Genomic DNA, 17330 nt, shown 5'->3' with positions numbered 1-17330 from the left:
GGAGTTTAACTATGAAGCCAATCAATATTGGCCTGATGGGTGTGGGGACGGTCGGTGGCGGTGTCGCCACCGTATTGAAGCGCAACGCGGAAGAAATCAGCCGCCGCGCCGGGCGCGAGATCCGCCTGACCATCGCTTCGCGCCGCAATGTGGCACTGGCCCGCGAAATGGTGGGGCCGGAAGTGACCGTAACCGATGATCCGTTTGCCGTGGTGAATAACCCGGACGTGGACATCGTGGTGGAGTTGATCGGTGGCGACTCCTTGGCCAAGGAACTGGTGCTGCAGGCCATTGCCAACGGCAAGCATGTGGTGACGGCCAACAAGAAACTGTTGGCGGTACATGGCAACGAGATCTTTGCCCGCGCCCAGGAAAAAGGCGTGATGGTGGCGTTCGAGGCCGCGGTGGCCGGTGGCATCCCCATCATCAAGGCGCTGCGCGAAGGCCTGTCGGCCAACCGTATCGAGTGGCTGGCCGGCATCATCAACGGCACCTCCAACTTCATCCTCACCGAAATGCGCGAGAAGGGTGCTGACTTTGCCGATGTGCTGAAAGAGGCGCAGGCGCTGGGTTATGCCGAAGCCGACCCGACTTTCGACGTGGAAGGCCACGACGCCGGCCACAAGCTCACCATCATGGCGGCGATTGCCTTCGGTATCCCGATGCAGTTCGACAACTGCTATCTGGAAGGCATCAGCAAGCTGGAAGGCAAGGACATCCAGTACGCCGAGGAGCTGGGCTACCGCGTGAAGCTGATCGGTCTGACCCGTCGTACCGAGCAGGGCGTCGAGCTGCGTGTGCATCCGACGCTGATTCCGGAAGACCAGCTGATTGCCAACGTCAACGGCGTGATGAACGCGGTGCTGGTGCGCGGCGACGCCGTTGGCCAGACGCTGTTCAACGGTCCGGGCGCCGGCGCACTGCCGACCGCTTCTGCCGTGGTGGCCGATCTGGTGGACGTAACCCGTCTGATGACTGCCGATCCGGGGCACCGTGTCCCGCATTTGGCGTTCCAGCCGGACCAGCTGAAAGACCTGCGTATCCTGCCGATCGAGGAAGTGGTCAGCAGCTACTATCTGCGCATCCAGGCGGCGGATCGTGCCGGCGTGATGGCCGACATTACCCGGCTGTTGGCCGAAAACGGCATTTCCATCGAAGCGCTGATCCAGAAAGGCGCGGTTGCCGATGGTTCCGCCGAGATCGTGATCCTGACCCATCGTGTAGTGGAAAAGGCGGTCAACAAGGCCATCGCCGCCATCGAGGCGCTGGATAGCGTCGCCGGCAAGGTGGTGCGTCTGCGCATGGAAGAACTCAATGGCTAAGCACAGCATTGCCGTGTTGTTGTGCCTGCTGCTGGCAGGCTGCGCCACGTTGATGCCGCGCTCGGTCGCCGAGCAGAAGCTGGGCGAGGCCTGTCGCAGCAAGATCAACAATACGCCCTTGCTGCCCGTGCTGCTGTCCACCCCGCAGCGGGTGGACAGTTACTGCGGCTGTGCCAGCAACAAGCTGGTGTCCAGTCTCAGTGATGACGAAATGCGGGAAGTCGCCAGCAAGGGCAAGGCCCTGCTGGGCGAGCCGAAGTGGCAGGGCCGCCTGCTGAATGTGGGCGTGCAATGCCTGAATACCCTGGTGGAATGACATGAAATACATCAGTACCCGTGGCGGCATGGCGCCGCTCGAATTCTCCGACACCATCCTGATGGGCCTGGCGCCGGATGGCGGTCTGGCATTGCCGGAAAGCTACCCGCAGGTTGGCCGCAAAGAGCTGGATGCCTGGCGGCAGTTGTCCTATGCCGAGCTGGCATTTGAAGTGATCCGCCTGTTTGCGACCGATATTCCGGAAGCGGACCTCAAGGATATTCTTGATCGCACCTACACCGCCAAGGTGTACGGCTCGGCGGAGATTACGCCGGTGAAGCGTCTGCATGACGGGCTGGTGATCCTGGAGCTGTCCAATGGCCCGACGCTGGCGTTCAAAGACATGGCGATGCAGTTCCTCGGCAACCTGTTCGAATACGTGCTGGCAAAGAAGGGTGAGCAGCTGAACATTGTCGGCGCCACTTCCGGTGATACCGGCTCAGCCGCCGAATACGCCATGCGCGGCAAGCAGAACATCAACGTGTTCATGATGAGTCCGGACGGGCTGATGAGCTCGTTCCAGCGCGCGCAGATGTACAGCCTGCAGGATACCAACATCCACAACATCGCCATCAAGGGCATGTTCGACGATTGCCAGGACATCGTGAAGGCGGTGCAGAACGATCACGCCTTCAAGGCGCAGTACAAGATCGGCACCGTGAACTCCATCAACTGGGCGCGGGTAGTGGCGCAGGTGGTGTACTACTTCAAGGGTTATTTCAACGCCACCAGCAGCAACGACGAGAAAGTCAGCTTCTGCGTGCCGTCCGGCAACTTCGGCAACGTCTGTGCCGGCCATATCGCCCGCCAGATGGGCTTGCCGATCGAGCGCCTGATCGTGGCTACCAACGAAAACGACGTGCTGGACGAGTTCTTCAAGACCGGTCGTTACACGCCGCGTGGCACCGCCAACACCTACGTTACCTCCAGCCCGTCGATGGATATTTCCAAGGCGTCCAACTTCGAGCGTTTCGTGTTCGATCTGGTTGGCCGCGATGGTAGCAAGGTGAAGGCGCTGTGGGCAGCGGTCGATGGCGGCAAGGGTTTTGACCTGGCCGACCAGCTGGCGCAGGTACGCGAGCAATTCGGTTTTGTCTCCGGCAGCAGTAGCCATGCCGACCGGCTGGCGACCATCCGCGCTGTGGATGCCGAGGATGGCGTGGTGGTGGATACCCACACCGCCGATGGTATCAAGGTGGCACGCGAAGTGCGCCAGCCGGGCGAGACCATTGTCTGCCTGGAGACCGCGCTGCCGGCCAAGTTCGCCGATACCATTCGCGAGGCGCTGAATCGCGAGGCGCCGCGTCCGGACGGCTTTGATGGTCTGGAAGCGCTGCCACAGCGTGTCACGGTGTTCGAGGCAGATGCGGACAAGGTGAAAGCCTATATCCGTCAGGCACTGGCCTGATCCTGTTTTCTCCCGGCAAACCCGCGCTCCGGAAACGAAAGCGCGGTTTTTTTGTCTCTGCCATTGCTACAGATGCGGGGTAAAATGGCCGGATGAAGCAGACAATCATTGCAGCTTTGTTGTTGCTGCCTTTGCCGTTGTGGGCGGCGGTACAGAACGGCCGGCAAATGGAGCAGGTTGCCAACCAGTTTCTGCAAGCACGGCAGGGTGAGGATGGCTATAACTACCAGCTGAAATTGCAGGCCCGCAAACCGGCGATGCCGGCATGCGGCCAACCGCTACAGGCTGCCTGGCCTGCCGGGAATGCCCGTCCTCAGCAAAGCGTGACCCTTAGTTGTGTCGACCAGGGCTGGAGCCTCAACCTTCCGGTCGTGGCCAGGGAGCTGCAGCTGGTGCTGGTGACCACCCGGCTGCTGCGTGCCGGCGACATCGTGCAAGCCGATGATGTCAGGTTGGCCGCAGTGAATAATCGTTCGCAGCTCAGCCAGGGTATCCGCGACCAGAAACTGGTGTTGGGGCAGATGGTCCGTACCTCGTTGCCGCCCGGTACCATGTTGACGGAATCGCAGGTGCGCTCACCGTATGTGGTCAAAATGAATCAGCCGGTCAAACTGCTGATACAGGGTGACGGCTTTGCGGTGAGCAGCGATGCCACCGCACTGGGCAATGCCGGCGCAGGAGAGCGGGTGAACGTGCGGGTCGGCAATGGCAAGGTGGTTTCTGCCACTGCCGAGCCTGATGGCAGTGTGACAGTGCAGATGCCATAAAAAAAGCATCAAGTTTCAGAAGTTTCGGGCGATAATAGGTATAACTGTAAAAAGATTTCAGGCGGGTGAATCATGAAAATCGACAACTCGGGCAAGGTTGCAAGCAGCTTTACCGCCCCAAGCCGTACGCAGAGCAAGGCGGAAAACGCTAGCGCACGTACCGACGGCGAAAGCGTTGCGATCAATCCGTTCGCCAGCCGCTTGCAGGGCATGGAGCAATCCGCAGCCAGCTCGCCGGCCTTCGATGCCGACAAAGTGGCTGCCATCAAGTCTGCTATCGCCTCCGGTGAGTTCACCATTCACCCGGAAGCCATTGCCGATAACCTGATCGCCTCTGCCAAGGAACTGCTGGCAGGCTAAGGCCGGGGTTGATCATGGATGTAGAAAGCCTGCTGGCTCTTTGCCAGACCGAAGTGGCCGCGCTGGACGCCCTGCAGCATACGCTGGAGGAGGAACAGCGGGCCATTTTACGTTTTGACGCCTTCAATCTTGAGGAAATGGCGCATGCCAAGCTGCGCCAGCTGGATGACCTGACCGCCGCGCGCGAGGCGCGCCTTGGCATGCAGGAGCGTGCCGGCTATACCGATGCGGCCCATTGGCAGGTATGGTTGCAGCAGGCGCCATCCGAGGTGCGTCAGTTGTGGCAGTCGCTGGAAAAAGGGCTGGTCAAACTGAAGGCGCTCAACGACGTAAATGCCGAGTTGGCCCAGGAGCGGATGAAGTTTGCTTCCGAGGTGCTCGATTCGCTAAAAGCATCAAACCAGGCTGTTGCCGGTTACGGCCGCCAGGGTAACCTGTCCTCGACTCTCAGCGGTTCGCGCCGCCTGGGGTCTGCCTAGCCACCGCCCCGCTGGCGGTTTTGTGGTATCTTCCTCCGCGGGTAACCAACAACCATCCGCGTATCCATGACCCTGATTTCGCTGATCGCCGCACTGGCTCTTGAGCAACTGCGTCCCCTCGGTAACCGCAACCGCGTCTGGCTGCTGTTCATCCGTTATGCCAATCACCTCGAGCGCACCCTGAATGCCGGTTACAACCGCCACGGGGTGCTTGCCTGGTTTGCCGCCATGGTGCCGGCTTTGCTGCTGGCGGTTGGTGGCTACTACCTGCTGAATGCCATCAGCCCGCTGCTGGCGTTTGTCTGGAACGTGCTGCTGCTGTATCTCACCATGGGCTTTCGCCATTTCTCCGGATATTTCTCCGAGATTTCGCTGGCGCTGAATGAGGGCCGCGAGTTCGAGGCGCGTCAGGCATTGTCGAGCTGGATCAACCAGCCGACCAGCGAGCTATCGGTCGGCGAGGTGTCGCGTCTGGCGATCGAGCAGGGCGTGGTGGATAGCTATCGCCATGTGTTCGGTACCATGTTCTGGTTTGTGCTGATGCCGGGGCCGAGTGGTGCGGTGTTGTACCGCTTTGCCCAACTGCTGGCGCAAAAGTGGGGTAATCGCGGTAGCGATGACCTGTTTGGCCGCTTTGCCGGTCGCGCCGGCGAGTGGCTGGACTGGATGCCGGTGCGTTTGACTGCCATCAGTTTTGCGGTGATGGGTGACTTCGAGGATGCCGTCTACTGCTGGCGTTCGCAGGCGCGGACGTGGGGCAATTACGCGACCGGTATTCTGCTGGCCTCTGCAGCCGGTGCGCTGGGCGTGAGACTGGGTGATCCGGTCCGCCAGAACTACACCCTCAACATCCGTCCGGAACTGGGCGTGGGCGACGAAGCCGATCCCAACTACCTGAAGAGCGCGGTAGGGCTGGTATGGCGCACGGTGCTGCTGTGGTTGTTTGTCGTACTGCTAGTGAGTGTCGCCAGCCTGTTCGGCTGAGCCGCCGCAAGTTTGCGCGCCGCCTTGTGCAAGGGCGGCGCTTCGCTTTTTAATGATTTACAGGTTTGCTGCTGCCACCGTGCGGCGGCGGACCGATTGGAGTTCCTGACATGTCGTTTGCCGAGCTAGGCCTGGCACCCGAGATCCTGCGTGCCATCGACGAGATGGGGTACTCGGAAGCTACCCCGATCCAGGCCAAGGCCATTCCGCTGGTACTGTCCGGCCGTGACCTGTTGGCCGCGGCGCAAACCGGTACCGGCAAGACTGCCGCCTTTTTGTTGCCGATTCTCGAGCGTCTGAAAAAATTCGCCAACCCCAGCGTATCGCCGGCCATGCACCCGGTGCGTGCGCTGATCCTGTCGCCCACCCGCGAGCTGGCCGACCAGATCGGCGTCAACGCCAAGGCCTACACCAAACACCTGCCGCTGCGCAGCACCACCATTTTTGGTGGCGTGAACATGGACCCGCAGGTGGCCGAACTACGTCGCGGTATCGAAATCGTGATCGCCACGCCGGGCCGTCTGCTGGACCACGTGCAGCAGAAAACCATCCAGCTGAACAAGGTGGACGTGCTGGTGCTGGACGAAGCCGACCGCATGCTGGACATGGGCTTTATCCAGGACATCCGCAAGATCATGTCCATGCTGCCCAAGGAGCGCCAGACGCTGCTGTTCTCGGCGACCTTCGCGCCGGAGATCAAGAAGTTGGCCGCCGATTTCATGCGCGACCCGCAGACGGTGGAGGTGGCGCGCCAGAACTCCACCAATGCCCAGGTGGAACAGCTGGTGTATGCGGTGGACGGTTACCGCAAGCGTGCCCTGCTGTCGCACCTGATCCGCGAGCGCGACATGAGCCAGGTGATCGTGTTCTGCCGCACCAAGATTTCTGCCGACCAGCTGTCGCGTGACCTGAAGCGTGACGGCCATGCCGCCGAGGCCATCCACGGCGACAAGGCACAGAGCGCCCGTCTGGAAACCCTGACCCGTTTCAAGGCCGGTGAAGTGAAAGTGCTGGTGGCCACCGATGTGGCGGCCCGCGGGCTGGATATTTCCGAGCTGCCGTTCGTGGTCAACTACGAGATGCCCAACTCGCCGGAAGACTACGTGCATCGTATCGGCCGTACCGGTCGTGCCGGCGCTTCCGGTGTCGCCATCTCGCTGATGTCGCCGGATGAGACCAAGCAGCACGAGGCGATCGAGAAGCTGACCAAGCAGACGCTGACCCCGCAGACGGTGCAGGGTTACAGCGGCCGCCGCGAGGAAGCTAATGGCGAGGCTGCGCCCCGTCGCGAGCGCGAAGACCGTGACCGTCGTGAATTGCGCGAGTCGCGTGACAGCCGCGAGCGTCGCGAGCCACGCGAAATGCGTGAACCACGCGAACGCGATCACAGCCGCAGCCTGCTGCAGACGGCGGACAAACCGCGCGAGCGAGATGACGGCGAAGGCCGCAAGGTAATGAAAAAGCTGGGCGGCCGCATGCTGCCGCAGCGGCAGCGCGAAGTACCGGCACTGTTGCTGCCGCCGCGCTACAAGGTGGAACGCAGCTGAGCGTTGCTCCGCCACCAATAAGCCACGATGCAGATCGTGGCTTTTTTCATGGCGGCGGCCAACGTTGGCCGCAAAAAAAAACGGTCCCGCAGGACCGTAGCAAGAAGCAACAACACAGTATTCAGACGAAGACCACCAGCGCCGCCATGGCGCCGTGGGCGCCCATCACCAGGCTTTGTTCGATGTCGGCAGTGCGCGAGCTGCCGGAAATGAAGCTGCCGAAGCCGTGTTCGCGGATCGCGATGCGGTCGTAGGCGTCGCGCATGGTATCGACGATGGCATCGCGCGGCACCACCAGTACCAGCTTCTGGGTGAGGAAGTACAGCGAGCGCCACTGGTTGTCGGCATGGCTTACCCATACCGCGGCGCTTTCCGCCACCGCTACCTCGCCGGGCACAATCGCCACGTCGACATCGTGCCAGTCGTGCGGCTGGGCGGTCTGTGGTTGTGTGGCGGCGGTCAGGTCTACCAGGCGGCCATGTTGCGGCCAACGTTGGCGTACTGCGTCCAGCACGCTTTCGCCCGGCTGCAGCTGTACCGCACTGCCACCGAGGTTGCCGATCAGGTTGCTGAAGGCGGCAAAGAGGTCATCAAAGCGGATGAACGGCACCGCGTGGATGTCCGGCAAGGCTGGGCCTTGCGGCCGCTTGTGGCGAATATTGGCCAGAATTTGCTCGCGGCTAGTCATGTTTTTTCTCCTGGCGGGCGCGCCACATTTCCTTGAAGCTCTGTGCCGGCATCTCCGGCAGTTCCCGCCCCGGGCGGCTCCACGCGCTGTGCTGCGTCAGCGTCTGCGGCAGGATCGGCACCACCTTGCGCATCACCTTGCCGCCGGCGTCCATCAGACTGGGGTGCCGGGTGAGGAAGCGCATCGCCAGCAGGCCCATTTTCTTGGCCGGCTTCAGCGTGCCGGCATCGAAGGCGCGTTTGCGCTGCAGGATCAGCTGCTCGTGCAGGTTGATTTTCACCGGACAGACATTGCTGCACGAGCCGCAGGTGGTGCAGGCAAACGCCATGCTGCCGTGCTTTTTGATGTCGCGGCTGGGGCCCAGGGTGGAACCGATGGGGCCGGGAATGATGTAGCTGTAGCTGTGGCCGGTACTGCGGCGGTACACCGGGCAGGTGTTCATGCAGGCGCCGCAGCGGATGCAGCGCAGGCTCTGGTAGAAGTCGTCGTTACCGAGGATGTCGCTGCGGCCGTTGTCGACGATCACGATGTGCATCTGGCCACCGGGCCGGGCGCGGTGGAAGTGCGAGGTGTAGGTAGTAATCGGCGAGCCGATGGCCGAACGTGCCAGCAGGCGGGTGAACACGCCCAGGTGTTCCAGCCGCGGAATGATTTTTTCCAGACCCATGCTGGCGATGTGTATCGGTGGCAGCGCGGTGCCGAGGTCGGCGTTGCCTTCGTTGGTACACACCACCACGCCACCGGTTTCGGCGATGGCGAAGTTGACGCCGGTGAGGCCGGCATCGGCGGTCAGGAAGTGCTCGCGCAGGTTGGCGCGCGCGGCATGGGTGAGGTAGGTCGGGTCGTTGTTGCCAGCCTCGGTGCCCAGCTCCTTATGGAATAACTCCGAAATCTGTTCCTTCTTGAGGTGGATCGCCGGCATCACGATGTGGCTCGGCGGCTCGTGGCGCAGCTGCACGATGCGCTCACCCAGATCGGTGTCGATCACCTCGATGCCACGCTGCTCCAGATACGGGTTCAGCCCGCATTCCTCGGTCAGCATTGACTTCGACTTCACCAGCTTCTTCACGTTGGCCGCAGCCAGGATGCCGTGCACGATGCGGTTGTGTTCGTCGGCATCGGCCGCCCAGTGCACGCTGACGCCGTTGTGCTCGGCGTTGCGCTGGAACTGCTCCAGGTATTCGTCCAGCCGCGACAGTGTGTGCGCCTTGATCTGTTGCGCCAGGCTGCGCAGCTGTTCCCATTCCGGTAACTGTTTGGCCTGCGCATCGCGCTTCTGCCGCACCCACCAGATGGCGGAATCGTGCCAGCGCGCCTGCTCGCGGTCTTGCAAAAAGGCGGCCGCGGCTTCGGCGTGGTTGATGTTGTCGTTCTTCATGCCGCACCTCCGCGACCGGTGAGGATCTCGACGATGTGCAGCGGGCGGATAGTCCGGCACTTGTGGCGGATGATGCCGCCCATGTGCATCAGGCAGGACGGGTCGGCGCCGACGATGAACTCGGCACCGGTGGCCTCGTGCTGCGCCACGCGGTCTTCGCCCATCGCCACCGACACCTCCGGCTCGTCGACGCTGAAGGTGCCGCCAAAGCCGCAGCATTCGTCGCGGCGTTCCGGCAGCCGTACTTCCACGCCATCCACCAGCTGCAGGATGCGTTCCAGCCGCGAGTGGTAGGGGATCATCAGCTCCGACGGCGCGGCATGGTGCAGCTCGCGCAGGCCGTGGCAGCTCTGGTGGATGGACACCGGGTGCGGGAAGTACACCGGCTTGGGCAGCTTGTCCACTTGCAGCACGTCCTGCAGGAACTCCACGATTTCGTACACCTTGGGCTGCAGGCGCTGGTAGTCGGCATCCTCGGCGATGTACCAGCCGTAGTGATGCTTGACGTGCGAGGTGCAGCTGCCGGACGGCGACACGATGTAGTCGTAGTCCTTGAACACGCCGGTGAAGCGGCGCGCGGCATCGCAGGCGCCCTGGCTGTCGCCGTTGTTGCTGGCAGGTTGGCCGCAACAGGACTGTTCCAGCGGATAGACGACTTCGATGCCGTAGCCTTCCAGCAGCTCGGCGGTGGCCATGGCTACGTGCGGGTACAGTTCGTTGACGAAACAGGGAATGAACAGGGCGACTTTCATGGCGGTGCGGGCTATCTCCAGAATGGCGTCCGGAACGGACGCGGGCCATGTTGTGGATTAAAGCTGCTGGATGGGTTACTGCCAATGCGGAATTACCCTCGCGTGCGCGGCGACGGGGCAGGGCAAGAAAAAACCGGGGCATGCCCCGGTTGTCTGCGGTGTGTTACGGCTTAGACCGGATCGACGTGGGTCATCACGTCCAGCACCGGAAATGCCGCCATCACCCGCTCGCGCGCCTGTACCGCGATATCGTGGCCCTCGCGCACACTCTGCTCGGCAGCCAGCTCCAGGTGGACGTCGACCAGGATCATGTCGCCCATGCGGCGGGTGCGCAGGTCGTGCAGGCCGAGCACGCCCGGAGTGTCGAGCAGGGTCTGGCGGATGGCGGCCACGCTTTGTTCGTCGGCAGCGCGGTCCATCAGGTCGCCCAGCGCGTCCCAGGCGAATTCCCAGCCGGTCTTGCCGACCATGAAGCCCACCAGCAGCGCGGCAACCGGGTCCAGCCAGGTGTAGCCCAGCAGGTTGCCGCCAATCCCCAGCGCCACCACCAGCGAGGAGGCCGCATCGGCGCGGGCATGCCAGGCGTTGGCCACCAGCATGCTGGAGCGAACTTTCTCGGCAATCGCCAGCATGTAGCGGAACAGGCCTTCCTTGCTGACCAGGGTGATGAGCGCGACAACCAGCGCCGCCGGATGCACGCTGCTCAAGGGGGTGCTGCCGGCAAACTTGCCCGCCGCGGTCCACAGCATGCCGGCGCCGGCGGCCAACAGTAGCAGGCCCAGCGCCAGCGAGGCCGCCGTTTCGTAACGATGGTGGCCGTAGTGGTGGTCGTCGTCGGCCTCCTTGCGGCTGTGATGGCCGGCCAGCATGGCGACAAAGTCGGCCAGCAGGTCGGACAGCGAGTGCATGGCATCGGCCACCAGGGCCTGTGAGCCAGCCAGCAGGCCGGTAACCGCCTGCAGCGCGGTCAGCACCAGGTTGAGGGCGACGCTGACCCACAGGCTGCGGCGGGCGGCCAGCTGCTCGCGGGCATCGACGTGTTCGTGATCTTGTATCGGTTGCAGGGTGGGCATGATGGTTTCCGGAAAAGGGAATGCGGCGGCAAGTCTAGCTGCCTAGCCTTAAGGCTGGATGAATGGCATATCAGTTGCCGGCCGGATCGTCATCGGCCGATTCGTCCAGTGGGGGCAGTGATGCCAGCAGATCTCCGAGCAGACTTTGTGTCAGCCAGGCCGGTACATCCTGCAGTTGCCAGCCGGCCTGGTTGCTGCACAGCGCGATGCCGCGCAGCAGGCGATGGAAGCCGGCACGGCTGAGTTTGAGGTTCAGCGTGGCATCGCCGATGACGAAACCGATGCTGGCATAGCTGCTGCCAGCCTTGGCATCCAGTCCGGTGCAAAGTGGCGTCTCGTCGGCACTGCGGCGCGGCGGTGCAGAGCTGCTGTACTGCATGGCCTTGCCGCCTTCTTCCTGCGGCAAATCCTCGCCATTCATCGCCATCTGGTGCTCCAGCGCGATGCGCTCCTCGGCGCTGCCGGCGCCGGGAATGCCGCCGCCCGGCACCTGGCTGGCAAAAATGCCTGCGATGTCATGCACGATGGCCTGTGCCAGCCGCCGTGTCAGCCATAACTTGTGCGTGCCCGGCTCGATCACCACCAGGATGCGGTCTTCGGCTTCGAAATAGGTAAATGATGTGCTCATGGCCAGATGGTAAGCCAGCCGGCGGCATGCGCAAAGGTTGGCCGCAGCGCATAATGGCGCGATGAGTACTTTACATCCTTATGCCGCACTGACACCGGACCTGATTCTGGATGCGGTGGAAAGCTTGGGCCTGCGTTGCGATGGCCATCTGTTGGCGCTGAACAGCTACGAAAATCGTGTCTACCAGATCGGCATCGACGACGGCCCGCCGCTGGTGGCCAAGTTTTACCGGCCGCAACGCTGGAGCGATGCGCAGATACTGGAAGAGCATGACTTTGCCGCCGAGTTGGCCGCCGCGGAAATTCCGGTGGTGGCGCCATTGGCGTTTGACGGCAATACCCTGGCGCACTGGCAGGGCTTCCGCTTCGCGCTGTTTCCGCGCCGTGGAGGTCGAGCGCCCGAGCTGGACGATCCGCAGGTGTTGCAGTGGCTGGGCCGCTTCCTCGGCCGTATCCATCTGGTTGGCGCCGCACAGCGCTATCGCGTGCGGCCAACGTTGGACAGCAATAGTTTCGGCCATCAGGCCCTGGCGCAGATTCTGGCCTGTCCGCAGCTGCCTGCCCACCTGGCGCCGCGGCTGGAGGCTGTCGCGCGCGAGGTGTTGCAGCGGGTGGATGCCGCCTTTGCCGCATTGCCGGATATCGGCTGGTTGCGCAGTCACGGCGATTGTCACGCCGGCAACGTCATGTGGACGCCGGACGGGCCGCACTTCGTCGATCTGGACGATAGCCGCATGGCGCCGGCGGTGCAGGATCTGTGGATGCTGTTGTCGGGTGACCGCCAGCAGCAGGCCGGGCAGTTGGCCGAGGTGCTGGCCGGCTACGAGGACTTTGCCGAATTCGATTACCGCGAGCTGCGCCTGATCGAACCGCTGCGCAGCCTGCGCTTGTTGCATTACTGTGCCTGGTTGGCCGCACGCTGGGATGATCCGGCTTTCCCGGCGGCCTTCCCGTGGTTCGGTAGCGAGCAGTACTGGCTGGAACGCATTGCCGAACTGCAAGCGCAGTGCGCGGCAATGGACGAGCCGCCGCTGTTTGCCATGCCTTAATGGTTACCGGATGCGTACAGTCGCTATCTGTTTTTAATATCGGACTGTACCTGCCGTGCTATGTGCCATTTACGGATGGTGCATAGCAAAAACCGCTATAAAAACCGGCGCCGGATACCTTGCCAGCCAGGGGCGTCTCGGGCCAGAATCGTTGTCCGACATCCAAACCCGATCTAAAGAAAACAAACATGGCACTTATCGTACAAAAGTACGGCGGTACCTCGATGGGCTCCCCTGAGCGCATCAAGAACGTGGCCCGCCGTGTCGCCAAATGGAAGGCCCAGGGACATCAAGTGGTGGTTGTCGTTTCCGCGATGAGCGGCGAGACCAACCGCCTGATTGCACTGGCCAAGGAAATCCAGGACTACCCGGATCCGCGCGAGCTGGACGTGATCATGTCCACCGGCGAGCAGGTCACCATCGGCCTGCTGTCGATGGCACTGAATGAAATCGGCGTACCGGCCAAGAGCTACTGCGGCTGGCAAGTACGTGTCACCACCGATAGCTCCCATACCAAGGCGCGTATCCAGTCCATCGACGATGCTGCCATGCGCGCCGATCTGGCTGATGGCCGGGTAGTGGTGGTCGCCGGTTTCCAGGGCATCGACGAGAACGGCAGCATCACCACGCTGGGCCGTGGCGGTTCCGATACCTCGGCCGTAGCGATGGCGGCCGCGCTGAATGCCGATGAGTGCCAGATCTATACCGACGTTGACGGTGTCTACACCACCGACCCGCGCGTAGTGCCGGAAGCCCGCCGCCTGAAGACCATCACTTTCGAAGAGATGATCGAAATGGCCAGCCTGGGTTCCAAGGTGCTGCAAATCCGCTCGGTGGAGTTTGCCGGCAAATACAAGGTACGCCTGCGCGTGCTCTCCAGTTTCGAGGACGAGGGCGAAGGCACACTGATTACGTTTGAGGAAGATGAGAATATGGAAAAGGCCGTTGTCGCCGGTATCGCGTTTGATCGTAACGAAGCCCGCATCAATGTGAAGGGCGTGCCAGACAAGCCGGGTATCGCCTACCAGATCCTGGGCCCGATCGCCGATGCCAACATCGAAGTAGACATGATCATCCAGAACGTGGGTGAGAACGGCACCACCGATTTTTCCTTCACCGTGCCACGTGGCGAGTTCCAGCGTGCGCTGGCTATCCTGCGCGACGTACAGACCCACATCGGCGCCGGCAAGATCGATGCCGACGACAAAGTCGCGAAGGTTTCCATCGTCGGCGTGGGCATGCGTTCGCACTGCGGTATCGCTTCCACCATGTTCCGTACCCTGGCGGAAGAGGGCATCAATATCCAGCTGATCTCCACTTCCGAGATCAAGGTATCGGTGCTGATCGACGAGAAATACCTGGAGCTGGCGGTGCGCGTGCTGCACAAGGTATTCGGTCTGGATCAGGTGCAGGCATAAATCCTGCAAGCAAAGCTTGACAGAGGGCGTCGCGTTGATTAATATGGCGCTCTCTTGACGGAGAAATGGCCGAGAGGTCGAAGGCACTTCCCTGCTAAGGAAGCATACGGGCTTAAACCTGTATCGAGGGTTCGAATCCCTCTTTCTCCGCCAGAACCGCGCACCCGTAGCTCAGTTGGATAGAGTATTTGGCTACGAACCAAAGGGTCGGGCGTTCGAATCGCTCCGGGTGCGCCACCCAGTCCCCATCGTCTAGAGGCCTAGGACACCGCCCTTTCACGGCGATAACCGGGGTTCGAATCCCCGTGGGGACGCCAGGATTCGACAAAAAAGCCACCGCAAGGTGGCTTTTTTGTTTTCTGCGTTGCGCTGCAAGTTGTTCCTCCCGCGTGCGACATGTTTTTCATGCCGCTTCGTCTATGGCCAGTGTCTGCCATTGGTCCGCTGCGTTTTGGCGCAGCTGGCTTTTCATTTGTCCTTGTCGTTTGATATTTGCGGTGCCACGGCCTGTTGTGGTTGCGGCTGGCGACTTGCCGGCATGAGTAGCTGGTTGACTGTCGGGTTTTGCTTGCGTGGGTGGCGCATTGGCCGCTGCTGATATTGCGGCTAATCACCTTGCGACCCAGTGCGGGGGGGCTGCTACGGCCAACCTTGCCGGACGACAGGCAAAAAAAAGCCGGCTCGAAAGCCGGCATAACAACGCTCGTAAAGGGATACAGCGGTAAAACCCCGTACACCATCCCCGGATGCACGAGGCACCAGTCAATCCTGTCCAGCATTCGCTGGTGCCTTGTCCGACTTGGCAGAACCTTGTCGGACGAACAACCTGTCGTAACGGGCAGTAACGGGAGGAGAGACCTATTACTGCAGCTGTTGTTACGGCGGGCTGCTGTTACGAGCCACAACACAACACAGAGAGTGATACGGAGTATATGCAGGTTCATTCCATTCTAAAAATGAATTAAAATTATAAATACAATTCGAAAATGGAATGATCCGCAATGGACGTCAAAGCACTACGTTATTTCACCGAACTGGTGCGTCGGCAGAACTTTACCCGCGCCGCAGAAGCGCTATTCGTTACCCAACCGACCATCAGCAAGATGGTGCGCCAGTTGGAAGACGAGCTGGGCATGCCGCTGCTTGTCAAGGAAGGCAAGTCGTTTCACCTGACGGATGCCGGCAAGGTGGTGTACTTGCGTGGCCAGGACGTGTTGGCCGCACACCAGCGGCTGAATAGTGCGCTGGCCGATCTGGTGTCGCTGTCGCGCGGCGAGCTAGTGGTGGGCTTGCCGCCGATGTCCGGTGGCGCCTTCTTTGCGCCGGTAGTGAGTACCTTCCGTGATCGCTATCCCGGGGTTGAGCTGAAAATGGTGGAGGACGGTGCGCGGGCGATCGAGAGCAGCGTGCGCTCCGGGCAGCTGGAAATCGGTGCCGCGGTGCTGCCGGTGGACGACAACGTGTTCGACAGTTTTAGCCTGGTACACGACCCGCTATGTCTAGTGGCGCCTGCCGGCAGCCCGTGGCATGGCCGCAGCTCCTTGCAGCTGGCGGATATTGCCGACCAGCCCATCGTGTTCTATCCGGAGGATTTCTCGCTGGCAACGCGCATCAGCGATGCCTACCGCCTGCTGGGCAAGAGCGTGAACATTGCCGGGCGCAGTGCGCACTGGGACTTTATCGTGGCGATGGTCAAGGCGCGGCTGGGGGTGGCGTTGCTGCCGCTGGCGGTGGCGGGGCGGCTGGAGGCTGACGAGTTCGATGTGGTGCCGATCGACAACAAGCACATCGAATGGCATATCGGCCTGATCTGGAAGAAAAACAGCTATCTGTCACACGCGGCGCGGGCGTGGATTACGCTGACACGCGAGACGCTGCTGGGAGATGAAAACAGCGGCTAGCCGGTGGCCAGCCGCTGTGCGGTGGCTATCAGGGGGCGCGTTGCAGGCACTGCTGATAGCGGCCGTCGACGCGCTCGGCAAACCAGGCGGTGGTCAGCTTGCGGGTGATCTTCGGGCTTTGCAGGCGGATCTGCGGCAGCGCCTCGCGCGGTACGCGACTACCGTGCTGGCTATCGGCCAACTGCATCACCTTGCGATACAGCGGGGTATCGACAAAGCCGAAGCTCTTCTCCTGCTTCAGATCGCGCAGGATGTCGGCCGCGCTCATCTGCAGTTTGCCGCGCAGCTTGTCCAGCGCCAGCTGGGTACTGCTGCTGCCGGTTGCCACGCCGTTCTGGTAGCGCAACAGGTCGCCATCTTCGGCCAGCTTGCTGCCGCTGAGTTTGCCGACTGCCAGCTGGAAGGCGGCATTGCGGCTGGCATAGCGGCCGGCGTTGAAATCGGCAAAGCGGTACAGCATGCGGCTATAGTTTTCCGGATACTGCAGCAGGATGGCACTGCCGAAGTACACGCCGCCGCGGCGGCTGAATACTTCGCTGCGCACGCTGCCACGGCGGGCGTAAGGGTAGGGCCAGGCACGGACATGTGCCTCGGCAAAGTCCACGCTTACCTGCATCGGCCCGCCGGTGCGGATCGGGTTCTTCATGCCTACCGGCAGGCCAAGGTTCTGCGCTTCGGCGGCCATGTCTTCGAACAGATCATTCATCTCGCCCTCGGTACGCAGGCTGTCGATGCGCGCCTTGTAACTGCGGCCATCCGGCGAGGTCTTCAGCAGCGCGGTTTTCACCACGCCCAGCGGAATATAGTAACCGCCGGCTTTTTCGCCGATCTTGCCCCACACGATCTTGGGCAGGCCCGGCACCACCGGGTCGGCCTGGAAGGTCGATTCCTGCTCGATAACCGCGATCACCGCGCACAGGTTTTCGGCGTTGGCATTCAGTTTCAGTGCGCTGAAGGCGTTCAGGATGTCATCGCGCCAGCCGTCACGCGGTTTCACGTACGCCGGCAGCAGCTTGTCCAGCAGCTGCCGCGGGTTGGCCGCAGCCGGTCGCGGCGCGACCGGTACTGGCGGCAGCGTGCTGATGGCGGGGGGCGGGGTAACTGGCGGCGAGACTGGCACCGGCTGGCTGGCTGCCGGTGGCGTGCTGACCACCGGGACTGGCTGGATAACGGGGGCAACAGGGGTGATCGGGGCGGGAGAGGCGCAGGCACCCAGCAGTACGCTGATGCCCAGCAGGCTGACAGTACGTTTCATGGCAGC

General features: G+C 62.1%; 17 protein-coding genes and 3 tRNA genes. 14 read left to right on the top strand and 6 right to left on the bottom strand.

All coding sequences use genetic code 11. The features are described 5' to 3' along the window. Nucleotides 1–11 precede the first annotated feature (11 nt). The 8 genes from HU218_RS02060 to HU218_RS02025 all read left to right on the top strand — a co-directional run bounded on the left by HU218_RS02060 (nucleotide 12) and on the right by HU218_RS02025 (nucleotide 7183). The gene (locus HU218_RS02060) at nucleotides 12–1322 is read left to right on the top strand and encodes a homoserine dehydrogenase (protein WP_174873283.1); all 1311 of its coding nucleotides are present in this window, start codon (nucleotides 12–14) and stop codon (nucleotides 1320–1322) included. Further along, on the top strand, nucleotides 1315–1638 hold the full coding sequence (locus tag HU218_RS02055; RefSeq protein ID WP_174873282.1) for a hypothetical protein: 324 nt from the start codon (nucleotides 1315–1317) through the stop codon (nucleotides 1636–1638). The genes HU218_RS02060 and HU218_RS02055 overlap by 8 nt, the downstream gene beginning before the upstream one ends. Nucleotide 1639: 1 nt before the next feature. After that, complete coding sequence (gene thrC, locus HU218_RS02050; protein WP_174873281.1) at nucleotides 1640–3046, top strand: threonine synthase; 1407 nt, start codon at nucleotides 1640–1642, stop codon at nucleotides 3044–3046. Between the two features lie 92 nt (nucleotides 3047–3138). Further along, nucleotides 3139–3813: a flagellar basal body P-ring formation chaperone FlgA gene (flgA, locus tag HU218_RS02045; protein WP_174873280.1), complete on the top strand. Its 675-nt coding sequence runs from the start codon at nucleotides 3139–3141 to the stop codon at nucleotides 3811–3813. Nucleotides 3814–3885: 72 nt separating this feature from the next. After that, the gene (gene flgM, locus HU218_RS02040) at nucleotides 3886–4173 is read left to right on the top strand and encodes a flagellar biosynthesis anti-sigma factor FlgM (protein ID WP_174873279.1); all 288 of its coding nucleotides are present in this window, start codon (nucleotides 3886–3888) and stop codon (nucleotides 4171–4173) included. A 14-nt stretch (nucleotides 4174–4187) separates the two neighbouring features. After that, on the top strand, nucleotides 4188–4652 hold the full coding sequence (locus tag HU218_RS02035) for a flagella synthesis protein FlgN (RefSeq protein WP_174873278.1): 465 nt from the start codon (nucleotides 4188–4190) through the stop codon (nucleotides 4650–4652). A 66-nt stretch (nucleotides 4653–4718) separates the two neighbouring features. Then, entirely contained in the window at nucleotides 4719–5636 is a 918-nt protein-coding gene (locus tag HU218_RS02030) for a CobD/CbiB family protein (protein WP_174873277.1), read from the top strand. A gap of 110 nt (nucleotides 5637–5746) precedes the next feature. After that, a complete protein-coding gene (locus HU218_RS02025; RefSeq protein ID WP_174873276.1) occupies nucleotides 5747–7183 on the top strand; it encodes a DEAD/DEAH box helicase in 1437 nt (478 codons plus the stop codon). Nucleotides 7184–7304: 121 nt separating this feature from the next. Here HU218_RS02025 and HU218_RS02020 read toward each other — a convergent pair whose 3' ends face one another. From HU218_RS02020 to HU218_RS02000, 5 genes are all read right to left on the bottom strand, one after another. Then, nucleotides 7305–7871 (bottom strand): LutC/YkgG family protein, encoded by a 567-nt coding sequence (locus HU218_RS02020; protein ID WP_174873275.1) that lies wholly within the window; start codon nucleotides 7869–7871, stop codon nucleotides 7305–7307. Beyond that, nucleotides 7864–9249 carry a lactate utilization protein B gene (locus HU218_RS02015; protein WP_174873274.1) on the bottom strand — a complete coding sequence of 462 codons (1386 nt, stop codon included), beginning with the start codon at nucleotides 9247–9249 and terminating at the stop codon, nucleotides 7864–7866. The genes HU218_RS02020 and HU218_RS02015 overlap by 8 nt, the downstream gene beginning before the upstream one ends. Then, on the bottom strand, nucleotides 9246–10001 hold the full coding sequence (locus tag HU218_RS02010) for a (Fe-S)-binding protein (RefSeq protein ID WP_174873273.1): 756 nt from the start codon (nucleotides 9999–10001) through the stop codon (nucleotides 9246–9248). Before HU218_RS02010 ends, HU218_RS02015 begins: the two co-directional genes overlap by 4 nt. 170 nt (nucleotides 10002–10171) lie before the next feature. After that, nucleotides 10172–11074 carry a cation diffusion facilitator family transporter gene (locus HU218_RS02005; protein WP_174873272.1) on the bottom strand — a complete coding sequence of 301 codons (903 nt, stop codon included), beginning with the start codon at nucleotides 11072–11074 and terminating at the stop codon, nucleotides 10172–10174. A 70-nt stretch (nucleotides 11075–11144) separates the two neighbouring features. Then, complete coding sequence (locus tag HU218_RS02000; protein WP_174873271.1) at nucleotides 11145–11702, bottom strand: hypothetical protein; 558 nt, start codon at nucleotides 11700–11702, stop codon at nucleotides 11145–11147. Between the two features lie 61 nt (nucleotides 11703–11763). On the opposite strand from HU218_RS02000, the gene HU218_RS01995 reads away from it, so the two are divergent. The 6 genes from HU218_RS01995 (at nucleotide 11764) to HU218_RS01970 (ending at nucleotide 16069) form a co-directional block, all read left to right on the top strand. After that, on the top strand, nucleotides 11764–12750 hold the full coding sequence (locus HU218_RS01995; protein ID WP_174873270.1) for a serine/threonine protein kinase: 987 nt from the start codon (nucleotides 11764–11766) through the stop codon (nucleotides 12748–12750). A gap of 188 nt (nucleotides 12751–12938) precedes the next feature. Next, entirely contained in the window at nucleotides 12939–14168 is a 1230-nt protein-coding gene (locus HU218_RS01990; RefSeq protein WP_174873269.1) for an aspartate kinase, read from the top strand. Between the two features lie 59 nt (nucleotides 14169–14227). Next, nucleotides 14228–14321, top strand: a tRNA-Ser gene (locus tag HU218_RS01985). 7 nt (nucleotides 14322–14328) lie between these two features. Continuing rightward, nucleotides 14329–14405: transfer RNA gene (locus HU218_RS01980), tRNA-Arg, on the top strand. Nucleotides 14406–14409: 4 nt separating this feature from the next. Then, nucleotides 14410–14485: transfer RNA gene (locus tag HU218_RS01975), tRNA-Glu, on the top strand. Between the two features lie 684 nt (nucleotides 14486–15169). Beyond that, complete coding sequence (locus tag HU218_RS01970; RefSeq protein ID WP_174873268.1) at nucleotides 15170–16069, top strand: LysR family transcriptional regulator; 900 nt, start codon at nucleotides 15170–15172, stop codon at nucleotides 16067–16069. A gap of 28 nt (nucleotides 16070–16097) precedes the next feature. Here the strand turns inward: HU218_RS01970 and HU218_RS01965 are convergent, their stop codons facing one another. Continuing rightward, complete coding sequence (locus HU218_RS01965; RefSeq protein ID WP_174873267.1) at nucleotides 16098–17324, bottom strand: DUF1615 domain-containing protein; 1227 nt, start codon at nucleotides 17322–17324, stop codon at nucleotides 16098–16100. Between the last annotated feature and the right edge of the window lie 6 nt (nucleotides 17325–17330).

This window comes from Vogesella oryzae, from assembly GCF_902829295.1.
Lineage (GTDB): Bacteria > Pseudomonadota > Gammaproteobacteria > Burkholderiales > Chromobacteriaceae > Vogesella > Vogesella oryzae.
The sequence above is the reverse complement of the archived record's forward strand: the minus strand, read 5'-3'. Positions and strand labels throughout refer to the sequence as shown.